This is a genomic window from Lacihabitans sp. CS3-21 (assembly GCF_024343675.1).
In the GTDB taxonomy this organism is placed as follows: domain Bacteria; phylum Bacteroidota; class Bacteroidia; order Cytophagales; family Spirosomataceae; genus Leadbetterella.
Window position 1 is genome coordinate 18,429 of sequence record NZ_RJUD01000019.1, and the last position, 20,817, is coordinate 39,245.

Here is a 20,817-nt window from a genome sequence, read left to right on the forward strand (position 1 = left end):
GCTTACATTTTGTCGTTATGAACGTGTTCTACCGCAAACATGTCTTTGTAGTTGTTAGCCACGGCTGTGCCCAATGTTGGGTTCATGATTTCGTTTTTGTCGGCAATTTTCAAAGTGCTTTTGAAAACTTTCTGAGCATCTATAGCCAGGTGAATCTCTGGAGCTATGTTTTTTCTAACTTTGGCTAAGTCAGCCATTGTTAAAGTAACCGAACGAAGGTTATTGGCTGTTTTGGCCGACATTCCACCAAATCCACCAATGTGAAATTTGTAACCTTTATTTGCGGCGGCTGATTTTGACGAAGTTCCCTCCATTTTGAAGAAAATATAACCCGAGTTCCATGACCAATACATGTTGTCGGTTCCGTAAGAAGCTGGGTCAAGAACACCCGTTCTTTGCGAAACATCAGATACTGATTTGGCACTATCTACACCTACCATAAATGATACAGATGTATAATCACCAGCTGGCACATCTGGCAAGGTGATGGTCTTGCTGGCTTCAACAGATTCTTTAACCAAAAAATACTTATCGGCAAACTTTAACTCAGTTCCATCAGTTGCCTTAAGGCTGATGTTACTTACAAAGTAGTTGAAAGTAGAAATGGTAAAATCTTCACCCGATGCATTGGTGTAAGTCTTGGTATTTAGTACTATAGGGTCAGTACCCACCAAGTTTTCGAAGTAAAGACTTACACTATTTTTATCGTTCGGATTTATATCAGAAGTTTCACAAGCAGCAAAAAACACAGAAATACCTAGAACCAAAGCAAATGCTATTTTTTTCATTTTTATTCAAATATATTTTTTTAAGAAATAAGAATATGCAACGACTTTGATAGAAAAGCAAAGTCATTAATCATCAATGGACTATGCTATTGATAATTCCACGATGATTGATTTTAGTAAAAATTTATCTTAAAAAATTATACCTGCGGAGGGTGAAAAAATGAAAAGGCGTGTAAGTGTGAAATGCGGTTTTTATAATGAAAGTTTTGAATAGACTTTTCTCTAAAACTTTTTGCTGGAAAATAATTTGAGAATAGAGGATTCTTCTGAACTACTTCGAGCGACAACAACTTCGAAATAAAACTATTGGTAGCTTGTTTCTCGTCCTCTTGCTCGGCTTTTTGTATTTGTTTGGCCAAATAACATTTACCATCGCAATGCATTTCAGGGCGATTTTTGTTCACACAATAATTCTTGATGATATAGTCTTTGCGAAGTTCATAATTGACAAAAAATATAGGAGCCATGAGCATCTTAAATGCCATGGAAACAAAAAGCATTGCTCCGATTATTTTTTTAGTCAAGTCCATATATGACGCAAATGTATACCGAGTTTTTAGAAATTGCATTGACGAATATCATAAAATTGCAAATCGTCTTAAAAGTAATTCAGCCAAAGGTGAAAAACGCACCTTTGGCTGATTGTATTTATTTAGGTAGAATAACTGTGTCTATCACATGTACCCAGCCATTTGAGGCTTTTACTGAGCCAAGAATCTTGTTGCCATCTACATAAGTTGAACCGTCTTTTACAGTGAAAGTCACATTGCTACCATCTACCATTCCCATCGATTGCCCATCTTGGAAAAAGTCTGCAGCTAAAGCCGAGGTCATTACATGGTGTTGAAGAATGGTCTCCAATTTGCTTTTATTTTCGGGTTTCAATAGATCTTCAACTGTGCCCTTTGGAAGTTTTTCAAAGGCTGCATTGGTAGGAGCGAAAACCGTGAATGGCCCAGCATTGGAGAGTGAGGTTACCAAATCGGCTGCCGTAACAGCTGCTACTAAAGTGGTGTGATCAGGCGACGCGATGGCCACTTTTACCACGTCCTTCTGGGATTCATCATCTTTTACGCCTTCTTGGCCAGATAAAACCACCTCATCAGTTGATGCTGTATTGGCGGTTTCGCCAGACGTACAAGATGCCATGATGATAACAAAGAACAAAACATAAAGTACTGATTTCATGATAAATAAATTTTAAAGGTTTGATTATAAGTCTTTTTTGCTAAAAATTCGGTATCCAAAAAATACAGGTGTAAGAACCCACAATAACAATAAAACAAAAGATATAAATACGCCCCAAGTGGAGCTGAAAAAGTTCTGAAATACAGCTCCCGTAATACCCATAAGTGCGGATACATCTAGCTGCATGAGTACTAAAATTCTCGCCAAATCCATGGGATTGAGTGCTGAAAATAGGAGCGAAGCTTTTTCCATGGGATAGTCCGCCATGTTGACCAACACCATTAGCACCATGCCGTCGTAGAGAATGCAGAGATAAAACCAAACTGCTAAAGCCACACCAATGGCTTTGGCTTTGTCTTTGGTTATAACCGATGCCAAGAAGGCTATGGCAACGAATGTAAGTGTAATCAAAAGGCCTCCTGAAACCAAAGTTAAGCCTCTCATGGAGCCATCAAAAATTAAAGTTGGAAGTCCAACACCAATCAAAAAGGCCATCCCTAGCGAAAAACAAAGTCCGAGAAACTGACTAAAATAAATGGTGCGGCGGCTCATCGGTTGAGCAGAAAGCAGCTCAATAAATTCGTAAGAATTATAAAAATGGATGGTTGAAAATATGACACTGACCAATGGAATTACCATCAATATAATGTTCAAAAGGCTTAAAAGTCCTTTGTTTGGGTCTGATTCAAACCAGAAAAAGCTTATGCTTAACAAGAGCAATAATATCGTATAGCCAATCACAAACCTGTTGCGAATAATATCATAAACTACATATTTTATGGTCTTCTTCATGCTATTGTTTTTTCAAAATTGTTTTTCATAAAAATTGCTATTATTTTACCCAATCGTTCTTCTCCATATTCAATTCTCAAATCTTCTAACTCTTTGAATATTTTAAGTTTACCTTCTTGCATATACACCACATGTGTGGATAGTTCCTCCAAGTCTGCCATGATATGTGAGGTGATAATGATCAATTTTCCTTTTCTTTTTTCTTCCAAAATCTTACCTTTCAATAGCTCACTTGCCAGTGGGTCAAGTCCCGCTGTGGGTTCATCCAAAATCAAAACTTTTGGGTCAAACAAAAATGCTAAAGCTGCACTTACCTTTTGTTTTGTACCGCCAGATAGTGTTCCAAGGGGTTTTTGGTACATTTCCTTGAGTTTGAAGAGTTCTATTATTTCTTCGTCTATGATAATACCCTCTTTTTTTCCTTTTCTGATGTCTTTCATCATGTCTATCAGCTGGGCTATTTTCAGATTGGGCGGGTAGTTGCCTATTTGAGGCATATATCCAATTTCGCTTCGGTACGCAAACTCATTTTTTATATTTTTCCCATCAAAAAGTATCTGTCCCGAATCAGGAATGACCATACCCAAAAGAGACTTTATCAGGGTAGTTTTTCCTGAGCCATTGGGTCCTAAAATAGCCACAGAATGCCCCATTTCTAAGTTCAATGAAATATTCTGAAGTACTTCCAATTTACCAAAGGACTTGTTTATGTTTTCGAACTTTATCATCAGTTATACTTTAAAATTGAAGGCCTCTATGGCATTTGGTTTCATTCTTGGGCTATCGTCTTTCATGTTTTCGGGCGTTAAGCTGGGAATAATTTTTTCTATTTTGTCTAAAAGCGTTGCCGTAAAACTTCTCAACAAAATCATGGCTTGTGGCATACGTTCTATCAAAGTCGAAAACAGGCTTACTGGTCGATAAAGAATATCACCTTTGCCATCACGATTGAGGTCATAACCTTCATATTTGTCCCAATAGTTGTCATTAAGGTAGTTAAATGTTACCGAGCCATTGGTGGCGATATCAAAAGTATTGGCCATAAAATTGTTGTGATGAATGTTGTTTTCGTCACAGTTGGCTTGGATTCTAAGTCCAACTCCGTTTTTTTGAAAAATATTTTTTCCCATTTTTAATCTACTACAGCCTTCCATATACACTCCCACCGTATTTGAATTAAACAAGTTGTGCTCAATATCGCTGTCAGAAATATCTTTTAGCAATATCCCATAGGCTGAGCCACCCCAGTTGCTATCAAAAAAATTATCTTTCATGGTTACATGTTTGGTGTACATCACGGCCACACCAGCACCATTTTTCTTAAAAATATTATGTGTGTAAGTATCGTAATGTGAAAACATAAAATGTAATCCGTAGCGTATGTTTTTTGTTGATAGGTTGTTTTTAATCAATGAATTAGTAACGAACTCGAAATAAATGCCGTCGCGGTGTCCTTCCACGTAGTTATTGAAGACATTTATACTGTCGCATTTCCATGCATGTATGCCATTTCCTGTGGTTTGTTCTTCTTTGGGTGTGCCTATTATACGGTTGTTTTCTATCCAACATTTGTTAGATGCAGACAAATAGACGCCGAAATAACAGTTGACGAATTCATTTTTGAAAACCTTTACATTTTCTGATTCCAGTATTTTTACGCCTGCCCAATCTATCATACTGGTTTCGCCAACATTTTTAAATCTGAACCCGGAAATAGAGACATCGTCTGATTTTACAATAAAGATTTCGCCTTTAAACTGTGCATCAAAAACTGGTTGGTTTTGTCCGATCATCACCAAAGGTTTGGTGATTTCTAGGTTCAATACTTTGTAGTTTCCTTTAGCTACCAAAATGGTATCATTGGCTTTTGATTCATGCAAGGCCTTTTGTAATTCCTGGACTGTTTTTACAGACCAATTTTTGGAAAATGCTTCCAAGCTTAAAATAAAAAGACAGCAAATGAGTATTGTTTTCATTTAAATAGTTCTTTTATTTCTGTCCAAGTAATGTTTTTAGCGGTGCTGTCCATTGTTAATAATTCTTGAAAGGAGGTTTCTCTATCAAATGCAGCTATATTTCCTAACATTGGACTTTGAAAATTTTCTGATTGAATAAAGAATGCTTTGTTGAAATCTATGAATTCTCCAGGTTTCTCATAGTTTCCTACCACTACATGTTTGCAGTCTGCTTCATGCAATTCAGCAGTTTTCATATATTTGGACATGCAACTGAGGTCATCAAATTTAAACACTTTGCCTTTCAGGGTTACGAGTTCAGTTCCAAATTGCTTATCCATGATGGTCATTTTGCAAAAAGCACAATTTTCTTTGCCATAATTGATTGGTTCAGTTTCGATAGTGCAAGCTGAAAAGATCATTATAGCAGTAAGAACCAAAATTGTATTTAAAATGTAAGTTTTCATAAAAGACTCATTTGTTGGTTTTTATCTCAAATATCAGCGTCGAAATGGTTATAGCACCTAGCAAAACAAACAACCAACCGCCTATGTCCGGAATTGAATATGCCCCAAAGTTGAGTAGTTCTTTGTAACCGATTAATGGCGGTTGATAAGCCATGCCAGGTACTTTGATAGCCGCTGAATCGTCGAGATTGTGGCCATATTCGTATCCCCAGCTCCAAAAATCATACATGGCTACTACCCCAGATAGCATCAGAATGACCAAGAAACCAATAAGCATTCTTCTGTTTTTTGACAAACCAGTCAAAATACCTAAAGCGATAATTGCAGCCACAGCATACGGTAAAATTTTGAATTCAGGAAACATCTCTTCTTTTATCTGAGACATGCCTATGTAGTGGTTTAGGCCATTGATAATGTCTACTTGGCCGCTCAGTTTACTTAGCCAAATGCTCATCGAAAGCCCCTCGGGATATTGTGGGGCCCATAAGTCTATTCTCCAAATGGGTACAAAATAGGCGATAATTAGCAGTAATGAACTGGCAATTATGGCGATTTGAGATATTTTCTTTAACGGTTTCATAAATTTTAGTTTCTTGCAAAGCCGCAGTAACGCTAAGTAACGACCATTACATTTTGTATCTTAAGACTCGGATTTTGTTTTTTTTTAATGGGGCAGAACAAATAATCTGCCCCATTTATATTTTTAGCTATCGTTTAGCAACTTTTTTCTCTGCGTCAGCCACTGGGTTTTTGCCAGTTCCCCACGAAAGTGGCACTTTGCTTCCAGCAGGTGATACTCTGATGTATCCTTGCATTTCTTGGTGCAATGCAGAACAGAAGTCTGTACAGTACATCGGTGTTACCCCCACTTTGGTAGGGATCCATTTAAGCGTGCTGGTCTCCCCGGGCATTACCAATATTTCGGCATTTAAAGCTCCTCTGACAGCAAATCCGTGTGGTACGTCCCAGTCTTGCTCAAGGTTGGTGAGGTGGAAGTAAACCACGTCGCCTAATTTTATGCCCTCAATGTTATCTGGGCTGAAGTGCGACCTTATAGCTGTCATGTATACATGTACTTCGTTGCCTTTTCTTACCACTTTGGTCTCTTTTTCGCCTTTAGCTACATAAGGGTGTTTGTTTTCTTCAAGTTTGAAAATCTTCTTCGTGTTTTTTTCTATCAAACTGGCTGGAATAGACTCAGCATAATGTGGCTCGCCCACAGTAGGAAAATCAAGAAGCAGTTTCATTTTTTCGCCAGAAATATCATACAACTGAGCCGATTGTGCTAGCTCTGGGCCAGTGGGTAAGTATCTGTCTTTTGTGATTTTATTGTAAGCCACCACATATTTGCCGTATGGTTTGGCTGTTGGTCCACCAGGAATACTTAAGTGTCCAACAGAATAGAAGGTAGGTACTCTGTCTATTACTTCTAGTTTGGCTATGTTCCATTTTACTAACTCTGAAGACACAAAGAATGAAGTGATGGCATTCCCTTGTCCGTCAAATTCTGTGTGCAATGGTCCCAAGCCAGGCTTTTTTACTTCACCGTGTAGTACGGCGTCATATTTCAAAACAGGAATACCATCAAAATTACCATCATAAGTTTTGTTAGCAATCGCTTTTAACATTTTGTCGAATGAAAACACCGGAATCACAGCAGCCAATTTCCCTGAGCCTACTATAAATTGACCAGTTGGGTCTACATCACAACCGTGAGGAGATTTTGGGCATGGCATAAAATATAGCATATCTGGACATTCTTTTGGGTCCAAAGTCATCACTTCATTTAGAATAGTCGATGTTGCTGAGTGCGTTTCTTCACTGTAAACATTATGTGCATATTTGGCAGCTTCTTTTTTTCCTTTTCCTTTTGCCAAATATTCCTCAGCCTTTTTCCAGTTTACAGCCAATATAAAGTCTTTGTCTTTTTGTGAGGCATTGACCTCCAACAAAGTGTTGGCTTGTTCGGTGTTGTAGGTAGAGAAGAAAAACCAGTCGGCTGATTTGCCTTTTCCGGCACGGGCCAAGTCAAAACTTACTCCAGGAGTTTTTAATTGAAACTTGATGCCCATTCTACCGGTGACTTTATCGATACTTACAAAACTGATATAACCCTTGAAATTTTGTTTAAAAGAACTGATAGGCACATCGGCATTGTTATCTGGCGGAACTGAGAAACGTGTTCCAGCCACCGCATACTCTGTATTGGCAGTAATAAATGGGGAAGAGTGGTTCCCGCCAGAGTTTGGAATCTCAATAATTTCTTCAGTTCTGAAAGTCGAAAGACTTACACGGGCAATTCTTGGCGTATTGTTGCCATTAATAAATGCCCAACGGCCGTCATGCTCGCTTTTGGTAGTGGATAGAGCCACATGGTGAGAGTCGTCCCAAGGCACAAAGCCATGCGAAGTGTTCAGCATCGGTTTGGTTTCTTCACTGTATCCCCATCCACTCTCTGCAAACTGTGAAAACACTGGAATAATCTTGAGCATTCTTCCCGAAGGCAAGCCAACTACCGAAAGTTGTCCATTAAATCCTCCCGAAACAATGTTGTAAAACTCATCGTGTGTCCCGGGTTTTACATACACTTTTTCGGCTGCATCACCTGCCAAAAAAGAACCGCTTGAGGTCTTATCTGCCGAAGGCTTGCAGGCATTCATACCTATTATAGCCAATGCGGAGGCAGCAATTTTTAAATATTTCATTTTCATAAACTTTATAAATTTTTAGTAATTATTTTTCACCATCATTTTGTCTCATAAATTCTATCAAGCTTCGTGCTTCGGTAGCGGTAATGTTCTGATTGGGCATTCTCACCAAACACTCCTCCAACATTTTTTGGGCTTCGGCATCTTCGGCCAACATCATGTCCACATTGGTAATCATGTTCACAATCCAAGTAGGTTTTCTACGCTTTGTTACTCCAGTCCAACCCGGTCCAACCAGTTTTTCGTCGGTGAGTTTGTGACATGCAGAACATTTTAGCTCGTAAATAGCTAAGCCTTCTTTTACCATGGCTTGGTCTAAAGGAGTGCTAAGAGCCAGTTCTTTAACCTCCTGACCATGAACTTCTTCTTGTTTTTCTAAAACCGAGTCGTCGGTTTTGGGTTTATCTGCTCTTTGTTCAGCCCCGCCACAGCTCCACAAGAAGAAAGGAAGTAGCGTCAACATTTGAATAATTTTTTTCATACTAGAAATATTGATTTAAATAATAAAAGAGGTTTTTATCTGCTACAAATGTATTTGGGGACTTTTTATAATTTAATGATTAAACCGCAGGCTTTTGGATGATAAATATCATAAAATAGAAAAAAAGAGTCTTTTATCTTTATTTAAAATTTAAAAACGATACAAATGGAAATTATTGAAGAATACGAAGGATTGAAAGTGGGTGAAATTGTACGTAAAAATCCCAAAGCTGCAGAAGTTTTTACAGCATTGGGTGTTGATTTTTGCTGTGGTGGCAATGTTGCTTTCACACAAGTTTGTGATAAAAAGGGCCTAAATGCTGACAAGGTTTGGGAAGAAATTAAAACTAAATCATTGACAGTTAACACGGCTAGCTTGGATTTTGATAGTTTTGATTTGGATTTTCTGGCAGATTATATCGTGAATGTTCATCATCAATATCTATACAAGAATCTACCCGAAATAAGATTTTTTGTAGACAAGGTATTTCACAAGCATGGAGAAAAGTTCGATTATTTACCCGAATTGCATGAACTTTATAATGCTCTTGAGGCCGATTTAATGGGTCATTTGCCAAAAGAGGAAAATGTATTATTTCCTTTTGTAAAACAAATGGTCCAAGATTTAAAAACCAATAAGGCCCCAAGTTCGCCTTTTTTCGGAACGGTGAACAATCCCATACATATTATGCATAACGAGCATGAAGAAGCTGGAACGATTTTGCACCGACTGAGAGAAATAACCAATAATTACACTGCACCCGAAGAGGCCTGCAATTCCCACTTGGTGATGCTCGATAAGCTGAAAGAGTTGGACAGTGATTTAATTCAACATATTCATCTCGAAAACAACATACTTTTCTCGAAAGTGATTAATTTAGAGGAAAAATACCTAGCACAATAATTATGATTTCGAAGACATGCGGTTATGCCATCAGGGGAATAGTTTTTTTATCATTAGAACAAAACAAAAGTACAAAGCACGGAATCTTGGAAATCGCCGAGGATTTGCAAATACCACAACATTTTTTGGGTAAAATACTGCAAGACTTGGTTCGTAGAGGAATCATCAGTTCTATTAAAGGCCCGCACGGGGGTTTTTTTGTGAATGCCAAGACCAAAGACACGCCATTAATAGAAGTAGTAGAGGCGATTGATGGACTTGGGATTTTTAAAAAATGCTTTTTGGGCAGAGAGGAGTGTTCCTCAATAAATCCTTGCCCTTTGCACGATGAATTTGACGGTTGCCGAAGTGCAATTTTCAAGACTTTCGAAAATTTGAAAATAGCCGACCTTGTTACAAAAATTGAGAATGGGGACAGCTATTTGAGTTTAAGTAATGATTTTGCCACAGAAATTTAGAAATTTTATTCCTAGTTTTAAGTCCCAGGATCCATCCATAGATTCTGGGTTTTTTTTCGGCCTCTATTTATTCCCTATTTATTCAGTCCTGGTTTCACACAGTCTCTTGACTTGAATTAATTTTTCTTCTATTTTTTATATTTTATATTACTTTATTGCAAAAGCAGTACAGAGCAGGATACTATTTCTTTGAATAATTTAAAAATTTATAAAAAATAACAGCAGTTTATTTTTACCTATCATTTATTCTCAACCTTAAATTACTTTTTTATGAACCAAAAAACTACTTTTCGAAGTGGAGGATTTCATGTACTAAGTTTGATTACTTGTATGATGTTCCTTTGCACTTCATTTTCTTATTCCCAGATCAAGGGCAAGGTAACTGACCCCAACGGAGATGCCCTAATCGGAGTAAGTGTTGCTATTAAAGGTACCACCAAAGGTACACAAACAGATGTTAGCGGCAACTATAGCATTGACGCTGCCAATAACACAATTTTGGTATTTAGTTTTGTTGGTTATGAAACCAAAGAAGCCGTGGTTTCTGGCCAAAAAGACATCAACATATCTCTCGGTCTTGACGACAGACTTTTGAACGAGATTGTGGTGGTTGGTTATGGCTCTCAATTGAAAAAATCGGTAACTGGAGCTGTTCAGACTATCGGAGCCAGAGAGATCAAAGACATACCGGTTTCACAAATTGGCCAAAAATTACAAGGACAGTTAGCTGGTGTACAAATTAACCAAACTACAGGCAAGCCAGGACAAGGTATGAACATTCGTATCAGAGGTCAGTTATCAGTTTCTGCTGGTAGTGATCCATTGTATGTGGTGGATGGTTTCCCTATTACAGGAAACATTGGTTCGCTAAACCCTGATGAAATTGAAGACATTTCTATTCTAAAGGATGCCTCTTCTACTTCACTTTATGGTTCAAGAGCTGCCAATGGTGTAGTTTTAATAACTACAAAAAGGGGTAAAGCGGGTACTAATGTAAGTTTTAGTACATTTACTGGTATTCAAGAAGTGCCAGTGAAGGGCCGAATTGAAATGCTTAATGCTGAAGAGTTCGCTCAGTTTAAGAAGGACTCATATGAGGACGCCAAGCAACCTGTGCCTGTGGAGTTTCAGAATCCGGCTCAGTACAGAGATAAAAATAATGATTGGTATGATGCATTGTTAAGAAAAGCTCCTTTACAAAGTTATAATTTGTCTGTAACCAACAACACAGAGAGATCTAAAACCGCTATAGTAGTGGGTGTTTTTGACCAACAAGGTGTGGTTTTAAATAACGCTTATAAAAGATATTCGTTGAGGATGAACTCGGAATATAAAATTTCGAATAAAGTAAAAATGGGCTTTAACGTAGCTCCGCAGTTGGTTTATGATAATACGCCACGTACAGATGGTGACCGTGGAACTGGTATTTTATTCAATGCACTTCATACCTGGCCAGTGATGCCCATTAGAGATGCAAACGGTGAACTTACGTTGTTTAATAGATTTCCTGCAAGCACTGGTAATATATTTGCGTATGCTAACTGGGTGCGTGCTGCAGAGGAGTTAGTAAATGAAACAACAAACAGCAATTTGATCTCTAATGCCTACATGGAATATGAGCCCATCAAAGGCCTTAAGTTAAAGTCTACATTTAATGTTGAGCTCGCTCGTTCTAAGTTCTTTTTCTTTAACCCATCTACAGCTACAAGTGCCATCAATACACCTGTGCCTACTACTGCGGTTTCTATTCGTCAAAACGTGGAGAGTATGAGTTGGTTAAATGAGAACTTGGCTACTTATACCAAATCTATTAATGACCACAGTTTTGAGATTTTAGCTGGTTTTTCGAATCAAAAATTTGATCTAGAAAGTACCCGAATTCAGGCAGATACCTATGCCGATGACAGACTTCCAACGGTTCAGGGTGCTATAAATGTCAATAGAGGTGGTACCAACACAGGTGTTCAGGAATGGAGTCTTACCTCTGTACTTTCGAGATTGACCTACAATTATAAAGGTAAGTATTTGTTTACTGCCGCTGTTAGAACGGACGGATCTTCAAGATTTGGAGCAGATAACAGATGGGGTACATTTCCCTCGTTTTCTGCTGGATGGGTGTTGTCTGACGAAAGTTTCTTGAAAGACATCGAACAAGTTTCATTTGCTAAAGTTAGAGCTAGTTTTGGAGTAATTGGTAATAATAACATCGGTAATTATACCTCTTATGCTCTTGTGAATAATACAGTTAATGCTGTTTTTGGAAATACCGTTGCTCCTGGTGCAATAATTTCTACACTTTCAAACAGTAACTTGGGCTGGGAGACTACCAAACAATTTGACCTTGGTCTAGACTTGGGATTATTCAATGATAGAATCACTTTTATTTATGATTATTATAACAAGAGGACGACTAACCTCCTTTATAGTGTTCAAATCGCCCAAGAGTCAGGCTTTGGTAACTTCAATGACAATATCGGTGAAATTAAATTCTGGGGGCATGAATTCTCAATAAACACCAGAAATACTACCGGAAAACTGAAATGGAGCACCAATGCCAATATTTCATTTAATCGCAACAAGGTTATAGCTCTGGCAGAAGGCATTGATAGAGTGTATGGAACGTTCCACATCACCAAGGTTGGCCAACCATTCGGTCAATTTTATGGCCACATTTCTCAAGGAATGTATCTCAATGCTGAGGATTTGAAAAACAACCCTCAAGTACCTGGCAGGTCTACGGTTGGAAGTATAAAACTAACGGACCAAAACGGTGACGGTATAATTACTAATGGTGGAGATTTTGACGATAGAGTAATCATGGGAAATCCATTTCCGACGTTTACATATGGCATTACTAATAACTTTTCTTACGGAAACTGGGATGCCAACATCATTGGTTCTGGTTCGCAAGGAAACCAACTTTTGGTTAGACACATTTATAGTACAGCCAACCTCGACGGTGTATTCAATATGGTGGCTGGAGTAAAAGACCGTTTCCGTTCGCCAGAAAATCCTGGAAAGGGAATGTACGGAACAACTGTGGGTGGAGGTAACGTAACAGGTATTGAAAGAGACTGGATGAACAGCCGTTTTGTAGCTGATGCTTCGTTTTTTACTATCAAAAATGTTACTTTGGGTTACACTATTCCTAAAGCAAACAAAGTCTTTAAGTCAGCTAGGGTTTACACCTCAATACAACAACTGGCGGTATTTACTAAATATTGGGGAGGGCCAAATCCCGAAACAAGTGCTCAAGGGGATGGAAACGGAGACGGCGGTAACTTAAGTCCAGGAATTGACTTATCTAACTATCCAGTGCCAAGAACCTACACAGTTGGTGTAAACTTCAATTTTTAATAAAAACTCATAGAATTCAATGAAAAAGATAATAATAACAACATTTCTAGTAGCGGTTGCTTTTACGAGTTGCAAAGAAGATTTCCTTACTGTAATTCCTGAAACTAACTTGAGTTCGGCTACTTTTTTCAAAAAGGAAGCTGACTTTCAACAGGCAGTTAATGCCGCTTATGTACCACTCAGAGCTATTGTAAATGATAGGGCATATTTGTTGGGAGAAATGCACTCTGACAATACCTATTATTACAGAAATATTCTCTTTGGAGCAACTGAACAGCAGGAAGATATAGCGGACTTTGCAGTTCCAACTGCTAACGGAGTTACATCAAATACCCACGTGCTCAACCAGTATCGTCTTGATTTTCAGATTATCGCTCGAACTAATCAAATTTTAGCCCTTATCGACGATGTTGAGTTTGGAGCAGACAGTAAGAATAATCTTAAAGGCCAGGCTCACTTTTTGAGAGCATATGCATATTTTGAGTTGGTAAGATATTTCGGAAAAGTGCCTTTGCATTTAGTACCCGTTACTGTTCGTCAAGAAGCCGCTTTGCCATTGGCAACTACAGACGAATTGTATGCACAGATTATCAAGGATGCAACTGCTGCCACTACTTTTTTACCATTAAAATCAAAGCAAGAAGCTGGACGGGCTACTTCAGGTGCAGCTAAAACACTCTTGGCAAATGTTTATATGGTTCAGAAAAAATGGGCAGAGGCTGAAACTTTGCTGAAAGATGTTGTAAACAGTGGAGAATATGCTTTAATGCCTGATTACAATGATGCTTTTTCTACAAATACTGGCAACAAAAACAATAAAGAGTCGGTATTCGAGGTACAGTTTCTGGAAGGCTCAGCGGGTTTAAATGGTAGTTTTATTTATAACTTTTTACCAAGACCTATGAGCCCAGACGAACTTAGACCTATCGCAGGAACCTCTAATCCGCAACCATTAACAGGTGAAGGAAATAACGCACCTACCCCAGACGTTATAGCAGCCTATGAGACGGGTGACAAACGCAAGGACATTTCTATAGGTTATGTGACGCTTAGTGGAAGCTTGCGAGCCAATAAGACATTTCCGTATATCAAGAAATTTGCTAAAACGCATTCATTGCATGGGAATACGGGCACCAACTGGCCAATTTATAGATACTCGGAGGTTTTGTTGTTTTTGGCAGAGGCTTTAATGGAGCAAAACAAGGCTGCGGATGCTTTAGTCTATCTCAATCAAGTTAGGAGTAGGGCAGGTTTACCAGCTGCTACAGCAACTGCTCAAACACAACTCCGCGAGATAGTGTATCGCGATAGAAGATCAGAGTTGGCTTTTGAAAACAAACGTTGGTTTGACTTGGTAAGAACTGGCCGAGCCATTGAGACTATAACAGCTTATGGTAACAGAATAAAAGCAAATCCCGTAGATTATTATTATCCGGAAGGTGCCACTGCTCGAGGTAACGCATTTACGAATATCAGTCTTCTTTATGGATTACCAGCAGATGAGGCCGCTCTATCACCGCATTTTTAAAAAGTTTTAATAATTTTTCGTGCTACACAAGAAAAAGTTTCTCATTTCTTGTGTAGCATCTTTTTTAATGCCTAATTTAATAGCTTAAATAAAAAACATCATGTTATTCAACCTTAAAAAATTAACGCTCTTCTTGGCAATTATTGCTGCCATTGGAGCTGCTTCATTTACTATAACTAAAAATCCTTTTTCAAAACACGCCATTGAAGATAATCCCAAAATCAAGAAATTGAGATTATCTGAAGGATTTGCAGCTGAACATATCTATAGCCCTTCGGCAAATAATCAGGGCTCATGGGTAGCCATGGCTTTTGATGACAAGGGCCGATTGATTACATCTGATCAGTATGGAAAGCTTTACAGGTTAAAAATTCCTGCTATTGGTTCGTCTTCTTTAACACCAGAAGTGGAGAATCTTAAAATTGGCACAGGAATAGGTGCAGACACCATGGGAATGGGCTATTCTCAGGGACTATTATATGCTTTCAATAGTCTTTATGTGATGGTAAACAATAGCAAAAATAATAAATCTTTTACAAGGCAAAGTGGCCTATATCGCCTGCAAGATATGGATGGCGACGACCAATTTGAGAAAGTGACTTTCATGAAACCAATGGACGGAGATGGTGAGCATGGTCCTCATAGTATCAAACTTTCGCCTGATGGAAAATCTCTGGTTGTAATTTCTGGTAACCATACCGATGTACCTCCAATGGACCATTACCGTTTACCTAACAACTGGCAAGAAGATCAGCTTTTTCCATTAATTAAGGATCCTCGCGGTCATGCAAATGACCGTATGGCACCAGGAGGTTGGGTTGCTCAGCTTGACCCTGAAGGTAAACATTGGGAATTATTAAACGCTGGATATAGAAACGCTTTTGATTTTGACTACAACGAAGTAGGTGATTTATTTGTATATGATGCCGACATGGAGTGGGATTTTGGTACACCTTGGTATAGACCTACCAGAGTTTCTCATTCTACGTCTGGTGCTGAATTTGGTTGGAGAACTGGTAATAGCAAATGGTCACAAACATATCCCGATAACCTTCCACCTGTTATCAATATCGGACAAGGTTCGCCTACGAATTTAATCCACTTGAAAAATGCAAAAGTACCTGCAAAATACCAAAGAACGCTACTTGCTTTTGATTGGAGTTTTGGTATCATGCATGCCATTCATCTTAAACCTTCTGGCTCAACTTATACAGCCGAACGCACTGAGTTCCTTTCTGGATTACCGCTTCCTTTAACCGATGGAGTAGTGGGTCCTGATGGGTCTATTTATTTTATGACCGGCGGAAGAAGGTTGGAGTCAGACTTATATAGAGTTACCTATGTTGGAAGCGAATCTACAGCCCCAATAGCTGTTACACCTATAAATGAGGCCAATGCTTTACGTCGTAACTTGGAAAAATTTCACACAGGTGGGCCAAATGCTGATGCTGTAAAAACTGCTTGGCCTCATCTAAAAAGTACAGATAGGTTTATTCGTTACGCTGCAAGATTGGCGTTGGAACACCAGCCTGTATCTCAATGGCAAGACTTGGCTTTGGCAGAGAAAGATCCAGTGGCTTCAACGCAGTCATTGATTTCTTTAATCAGAATGGGTAAAGGTGACAAACAAAATGAGATAATCAATGCTTTATTGAAAATCAACTATAAAACCTTATCAGAATCTCAAAAGATTGATGTATTAAGAGCTTTTGAATTGTCATTTTTAAGAATGGGAATGCCAACTGAAGCCAATAAAACAAAAATCATTGCCTACATGAATCCAAACTACCCAGGTAATACGGCTGAGCTTAACCGAATGTTGAGCAAAAACCTATTGTATCTGGATGCCCCTGGTGCCATTCAAAAAACGATGGCATTAATGAAATTGAAGGATGAGCCAGGTGCCACTGACAATATGCTCAAAACAGCAACAAATTCAAATGATTTGATTGGTAGAAGTACACAATATGGAGGTGATATCGCAAATACCTTAGCCAATTTGCCTCCAATGCAGCAAACCTATTACGCAAACGTTCTGACTATGGCCAAAAAAGGTTGGACAAATGCGGAAAGAGAAACCTATTTTAAATGGTTTAACAATGCCTTCACATTTAAAGGTGGAAATAGTTACGTTGGATTTATTGATAGATCGAGGAAATTGGCTCTCAAGAATGTTCCAGAAGACAAAAGAGCCTATTTTGATAAACTTTCAGGAGCCGAATTATTAAGTTCAAATGGAAACAATTTGGTTTCGTCTGCATATCCAAAAGGCCCTGGTAGAAGATGGACACTTCAATCTGGCACTCCTGTTTTAGAAAAAGGATTAACAGATAGAGACTTTGAACAAGGTAAAGCGATGTTTTCTGCAACAACCTGTAAAGGATGTCATACTATGAGAGGTGAAGGTGGAGCAGCAGGACCAGATTTGACTCAAATTGGTACGCGTTTTTCGCCAAAAGATATTTTGGAAGCCATTGTTGATCCGGATAAAACCATATCAGATCAGTATGCAGCTACGCAATTTTCTTTAAAAAATGGTACTTCGATTGTTGGTAGATTGGTAAATGAAGATAAGTTGGCTTACTATGTTTCTCAGAATCCTTATGCCCCTGACGCATTGGAAAAAGTATTGAAAAAGAACGTAAGCTCAACCAAAACATCCAATGTTTCAATGATGTTCCAAGGTTTAATAAATAGCCTCAACGAAGAGGAATTCAAAGATTTGATGGCTTATTTGATTTCAGCTGGAAATCCTAAAAATCCGATGTTTAAGGCTCAAGTACAGAAATAAATATCATTTAAAATAAAATCTGGCTATATCTATATTTCATAGATATAGCCTTTTTTAATCTTCAAAAAAATGAAGCATAGGAACAAATTAATTATTTTTATAATATTTGTTTTTTTGGGAATACACACATCACAAATTTTTGGTCAAGAAACCAAAAAGCCCAATATACTTTACATTTTAGTTGATCAATGGCGAGCTCAAGCAACTGGGTACGCAGGCGACAAAAATGCCATTACGCCCAATTTAGATAAATTGGCGTCGGAAAGCATAAATCTAAAAAATGCCATTTCTGGAACACCAGTTTGTACACCACATCGAGCCTCATTAATGACTGGCCAATATCCACTATCCAACGGTATGTTTATGAATGATGTTTTGTTAGACACCAATGCCATAACTATGGCAAAAGTATTTTCAAAAGCAGGCTATAATACTGGATATGTGGGTAAATGGCATTTAGACGGGCATGGTAGAAATAGCTTTATTCCTCCCACTCGCCAACAAGGGTTCCAGTATTGGAAAGCATTGGAATGCTCACATGACTATAACAATTCGGCTTATTATGTGGGAGATTCAAAGAAAAAAATGATTTGGAAAGGATATGATGTGGTGGCTCAAACAGAGGATGTAATCAGTTATATGAAAAGTCAAGCAAATCAACCTAATCCGTTTTTGATGTTCATTTCTATCGGTAGTCCTCATGATCCTTATCAAACAGCACCCGAAAAGTATAGGAAGTTGTATCAAAACAAAGAATTAATTATTAACCCCAATGTGCCTGCTGATAAATTAGAAAAAGTAAAAAAGGATTTGATTGGATATTATTCTCATATAGCCGCCATAGATGAAAGCATAGGGAAAATGTGGGAAACTTTGAAAGATTTAGGAATCGATGAGAACACAATAATTGTATTTTCATCTGATCACGGAGATCTTTTAGGAGCTCACGGTGCTTGGAACAAACAGCAACCTTATGAGGAAAGTTTACGCGTACCATTTCTAATTCATTATCCAAAATTGTTTGGGAAAAAACCAAAAACCCGCTCTACATTACTGAATTCACCAGATATAATGCCCACCCTATTAGGACTTGCCAAAATCAAAATTCCAAATTCTGTTGAAGGATTAGATTTTTCTGGAGAAATGAAAGGAACAAAAAAAGACAAAGTCTTACAAACGCTAATTGCTTGTTATCAGCCATTTGGGCAATGGGATAGACAAAGAGGAGGTAAGGAATACCGTGGCGTTTACACAGGAAAATATACTTATACAAGAGATTTAAATGGTCCTTGGTTGCTTTTTGATAACGAAAAAGATCCATTTCAAATGAATAACCTTATTGGAAAGCCTGAATTTGCAATTCTTCAAAATGATATGGAAGAAAGATTGAAATCAGAATTACGAAAGAGAAATGATAAATTTGAACCTGGTATGGAATATATAAAAAAGTGGAAATATATTGTAGACAATACTGAAACTGTACCTTATTTAAAAATTAATTATGAAGGTAAACCAATAGTCGAATAGATGATAAAAACTAAATTTTACTTAGGCCTTTATCCTTTACTTATTTTTGTTTCAATAGCATTAGGTTTTTCTTTCAAAGCTAAAAAAGCGGGAGATATTTTAAAGCCAAATATCATCTTTATTCTCACAGATGACCATCGTGCCGATGCACTTGGCTATGCGGGAAATAAATATGCCTTTACGCCAGAAATGGATAAACTTGCAAAAGGAGGAACTTACTTTAAAAACGCGTTGGTTACTACGCCTATTTGTGCTGCTAGTAGAGCAAGTATTTTGAGTTCAATGCATGAAAGAAGCCATCGTTATACCTTTCAAACTGGCGATATTAAGCAAGAATACATGGAAAACGCCTACCCTAAAATTTTAAAAAATGCAGGCTATTTTACTGGGTTTTATGGCAAATTTGGAGTAAATTACAAAAAGCTTGACGAATTGTTCGATGTACATGAAGACTATGATAGGAATGGAAAGTATCCAGATAAGCGAGGCTATTTTTTCAAAACAATAGGTACTGATACTGTTCATTTGACACGCTATACGGGCCAAAAAGCCATAGAGTTTATAGAAAATGCACCTATGGACAAACCGTTTTGCTTATCACTTAGTTTTTCAGCTCCTCATGCACATGACAACGCTCCTGATCAATATTTTTATGATGAACAAACTTCTCATTGGCTTGAAAACCAGAAAATTGAACCCCCTTTATTGGCTGAGGATAAGTTTTTTATGGCACAACCCAAAGAAGTAAAAAATGGTTTTAGTCGTCTTCGGTGGACTTGGCGATTTGACGAACCTGCCAAATATCAACAAATGGTGAAAGGTTATTATAGGATGATTGCTGGTGTAGACCTAGAAATTACCAAGATTCGTGCTGAATTGAAGAAGAAAGGGCTTGAAAAAAATACGGTTATTATAGTAATGGGAGATAATGGCTATTTTTTAGGGGAAAGACAATTAGCCGACAAATGGTTATTGTATGATAAGTCCATCAGGGTACCTTTAATTATATTCGACCCAAGGAATAAAGTCCATCAAGAAATCAATGAGATGGCATTAAATATTGATATCCCAGCCACAATTCTGCATATGGCTCAAATAAAACGACCAAACATTTATCAAGGTAAAAGTTTAGTTCCGCTCATTGACAAACAAATATCCCACCTTCGGCGAGATACAGTTTTAATAGAACATCTTTGGGAGTTTGAAAATATTCCTCCAAGTGAAGGTGTCAGAACTAAGGATTGGAAGTATTTTAGATATGTGAATGATATGTCCTGGGAAGAATTGTATAATTTAAAAACTGATCCATTGGAGATATATAATTTAGCCAAAAACCCTAAGTATCGGTTGGTTTTGAATCAATTAAAAAAGGAGACTGCGAATTTAATAAATAAATTTCAAGACCCGTTTTTGGGGGGATGTACGGATTTAAAATCCAAATTTGAAAAATCATGTAAGTTTAGCTGGGATATTTCTAAAAAAACGAAATCCCAAACTTCTTATCAATTAATAGTCTCTTCTTCCAAGTCAAAACTAGATCAAAACATAGGCGATATATGGAACTCTTTGCAAATTAAGTCTGCCTCTTCCAATGTAAATCTGCCTGAAAATATAACATTAAAAAAAGGGCAAACCATTTTTTGGAAAGTAAGGATTTGGGATGAATTAAATCGAACGGGGGAATATTCAGAGTCTAAAACCATAATTTCTTATTAACGAATTAAACCTAAAATGTTCCTTGTCAAATATTCTTTGAGAAAGAATTATATTGATATAAAGTATTTCAATCGCACAATCGCTAAATATTTATTATTGTTATGATATAAAGGAGAGTGAAGGACAGTTATTGCTTTTTTTATAATTTAGTTTACATA

General features: G+C 37.7%; 17 protein-coding genes. 7 read left to right on the forward strand and 10 right to left on the reverse strand.

Going from position 1 to position 20,817, the window contains the following annotated elements; all coding sequences use genetic code 11:
- Positions 1-2: 2 nt before the first annotated feature.
- The 10 genes from EGI24_RS11980 to EGI24_RS12025 all read right to left on the reverse strand — a co-directional run bounded on the left by EGI24_RS11980 (position 3) and on the right by EGI24_RS12025 (position 8,379).
- Positions 3-788 carry an MbnP family protein gene (locus EGI24_RS11980; protein WP_255048650.1) on the reverse strand — a complete coding sequence of 262 codons (786 nt, stop codon included), beginning with the start codon at positions 786-788 and terminating at the stop codon, positions 3-5.
- A 137-nt stretch (positions 789-925) separates the two neighbouring features.
- A complete protein-coding gene (locus EGI24_RS11985) occupies positions 926-1,288 on the reverse strand; it encodes a hypothetical protein (protein WP_255048651.1) in 363 nt (120 codons plus the stop codon).
- A 148-nt stretch (positions 1,289-1,436) separates the two neighbouring features.
- Complete coding sequence (locus tag EGI24_RS11990) at positions 1,437-1,976, reverse strand: fasciclin domain-containing protein (protein WP_255048653.1); 540 nt, start codon at positions 1,974-1,976, stop codon at positions 1,437-1,439.
- Positions 1,977-2,000: 24 nt separating this feature from the next.
- Positions 2,001-2,768 carry an ABC transporter permease subunit gene (locus EGI24_RS11995; protein WP_255048654.1) on the reverse strand — a complete coding sequence of 256 codons (768 nt, stop codon included), beginning with the start codon at positions 2,766-2,768 and terminating at the stop codon, positions 2,001-2,003.
- The gene (locus EGI24_RS12000) at positions 2,765-3,496 is read right to left on the reverse strand and encodes an ABC transporter ATP-binding protein (RefSeq protein WP_255048655.1); all 732 of its coding nucleotides are present in this window, start codon (positions 3,494-3,496) and stop codon (positions 2,765-2,767) included. The genes EGI24_RS11995 and EGI24_RS12000 overlap by 4 nt, the downstream gene beginning before the upstream one ends.
- Before the next feature lie 3 nt (positions 3,497-3,499).
- The gene (nosD, locus tag EGI24_RS12005; RefSeq protein WP_255048656.1) at positions 3,500-4,744 is read right to left on the reverse strand and encodes a nitrous oxide reductase family maturation protein NosD; all 1,245 of its coding nucleotides are present in this window, start codon (positions 4,742-4,744) and stop codon (positions 3,500-3,502) included.
- Positions 4,741-5,190 (reverse strand): nitrous oxide reductase accessory protein NosL, encoded by a 450-nt coding sequence (locus EGI24_RS12010; RefSeq protein ID WP_255048657.1) that lies wholly within the window; start codon positions 5,188-5,190, stop codon positions 4,741-4,743. Before EGI24_RS12010 ends, nosD begins: the two co-directional genes overlap by 4 nt.
- Positions 5,191-5,197: 7 nt before the next feature.
- The gene (locus EGI24_RS12015) at positions 5,198-5,770 is read right to left on the reverse strand and encodes a hypothetical protein (RefSeq protein ID WP_255048658.1); all 573 of its coding nucleotides are present in this window, start codon (positions 5,768-5,770) and stop codon (positions 5,198-5,200) included.
- A 127-nt stretch (positions 5,771-5,897) separates the two neighbouring features.
- Positions 5,898-7,901, reverse strand: a complete 2,004-nt coding sequence (gene nosZ, locus EGI24_RS12020) for a Sec-dependent nitrous-oxide reductase (RefSeq protein ID WP_255048659.1) — start codon at positions 7,899-7,901, stop codon at positions 5,898-5,900.
- 22 nt (positions 7,902-7,923) lie between these two features.
- Positions 7,924-8,379, reverse strand: coding sequence for a c-type cytochrome (locus EGI24_RS12025; protein ID WP_255048660.1), 456 nt, complete (start codon positions 8,377-8,379; stop codon positions 7,924-7,926).
- Positions 8,380-8,544: 165 nt separating this feature from the next.
- Between EGI24_RS12025 and ric the strand changes: the two genes are divergently transcribed.
- The 7 genes from ric (at position 8,545) to EGI24_RS12060 (ending at position 20,659) form a co-directional block, all read left to right on the forward strand.
- Positions 8,545-9,282 (forward strand): iron-sulfur cluster repair di-iron protein, encoded by a 738-nt coding sequence (gene ric, locus EGI24_RS12030; protein ID WP_255048661.1) that lies wholly within the window; start codon positions 8,545-8,547, stop codon positions 9,280-9,282.
- Positions 9,283-9,284: 2 nt separating this feature from the next.
- A complete protein-coding gene (locus EGI24_RS12035; protein ID WP_255048662.1) occupies positions 9,285-9,740 on the forward strand; it encodes an Rrf2 family transcriptional regulator in 456 nt (151 codons plus the stop codon).
- Between the two features lie 330 nt (positions 9,741-10,070).
- Complete coding sequence (locus EGI24_RS12040; RefSeq protein WP_255048697.1) at positions 10,071-13,097, forward strand: TonB-dependent receptor; 3,027 nt, start codon at positions 10,071-10,073, stop codon at positions 13,095-13,097.
- A gap of 19 nt (positions 13,098-13,116) precedes the next feature.
- Positions 13,117-14,625, forward strand: coding sequence for a RagB/SusD family nutrient uptake outer membrane protein (locus tag EGI24_RS12045; protein ID WP_255048663.1), 1,509 nt, complete (start codon positions 13,117-13,119; stop codon positions 14,623-14,625).
- Positions 14,626-14,725: 100 nt separating this feature from the next.
- On the forward strand, positions 14,726-17,416 hold the full coding sequence (locus EGI24_RS12050; RefSeq protein ID WP_255048664.1) for a c-type cytochrome: 2,691 nt from the start codon (positions 14,726-14,728) through the stop codon (positions 17,414-17,416).
- Between the two features lie 69 nt (positions 17,417-17,485).
- Positions 17,486-18,943: a sulfatase gene (locus EGI24_RS12055; protein WP_255048665.1), complete on the forward strand. Its 1,458-nt coding sequence runs from the start codon at positions 17,486-17,488 to the stop codon at positions 18,941-18,943.
- A complete protein-coding gene (locus tag EGI24_RS12060) occupies positions 18,944-20,659 on the forward strand; it encodes a sulfatase (protein ID WP_255048666.1) in 1,716 nt (571 codons plus the stop codon).
- Positions 20,660-20,817 lie beyond the last annotated feature (158 nt).

Coding starts and splice junctions, on each gene's coding strand:
- EGI24_RS11995 (WP_255048654.1), bottom strand. CDS start 2,768: ATGAAGAAGACCATAAAATATGTAGTTTATGATATTATTCGCAACAGG.
- ric (WP_255048661.1), top strand. CDS start 8,545: ATGGAAATTATTGAAGAATACGAAGGATTGAAAGTGGGTGAAATTGTA.
- EGI24_RS11980 (WP_255048650.1), bottom strand. CDS start 788: ATGAAAAAAATAGCATTTGCTTTGGTTCTAGGTATTTCTGTGTTTTTT.
- EGI24_RS12060 (WP_255048666.1), top strand. CDS start 18,944: ATGATAAAAACTAAATTTTACTTAGGCCTTTATCCTTTACTTATTTTT.
- EGI24_RS11985 (WP_255048651.1), bottom strand. CDS start 1,288: ATGCTTTTTGTTTCCATGGCATTTAAGATGCTCATGGCTCCTATATTT.
- nosD (WP_255048656.1), bottom strand. CDS start 4,744: ATGAAAACAATACTCATTTGCTGTCTTTTTATTTTAAGCTTGGAAGCA.
- EGI24_RS12035 (WP_255048662.1), top strand. CDS start 9,285: ATGATTTCGAAGACATGCGGTTATGCCATCAGGGGAATAGTTTTTTTA.
- nosZ (WP_255048659.1), bottom strand. CDS start 7,901: ATGAAAATGAAATATTTAAAAATTGCTGCCTCCGCATTGGCTATAATA.
- EGI24_RS12045 (WP_255048663.1), top strand. CDS start 13,117: ATGAAAAAGATAATAATAACAACATTTCTAGTAGCGGTTGCTTTTACG.
- EGI24_RS12015 (WP_255048658.1), bottom strand. CDS start 5,770: ATGAAACCGTTAAAGAAAATATCTCAAATCGCCATAATTGCCAGTTCA.
- EGI24_RS12055 (WP_255048665.1), top strand. CDS start 17,486: ATGAAGCATAGGAACAAATTAATTATTTTTATAATATTTGTTTTTTTG.
- EGI24_RS12000 (WP_255048655.1), bottom strand. CDS start 3,496: ATGATAAAGTTCGAAAACATAAACAAGTCCTTTGGTAAATTGGAAGTA.
- EGI24_RS11990 (WP_255048653.1), bottom strand. CDS start 1,976: ATGAAATCAGTACTTTATGTTTTGTTCTTTGTTATCATCATGGCATCT.
- EGI24_RS12025 (WP_255048660.1), bottom strand. CDS start 8,379: ATGAAAAAAATTATTCAAATGTTGACGCTACTTCCTTTCTTCTTGTGG.
- EGI24_RS12040 (WP_255048697.1), top strand. CDS start 10,071: ATGATGTTCCTTTGCACTTCATTTTCTTATTCCCAGATCAAGGGCAAG.
- EGI24_RS12050 (WP_255048664.1), top strand. CDS start 14,726: ATGTTATTCAACCTTAAAAAATTAACGCTCTTCTTGGCAATTATTGCT.
- EGI24_RS12010 (WP_255048657.1), bottom strand. CDS start 5,190: ATGAAAACTTACATTTTAAATACAATTTTGGTTCTTACTGCTATAATG.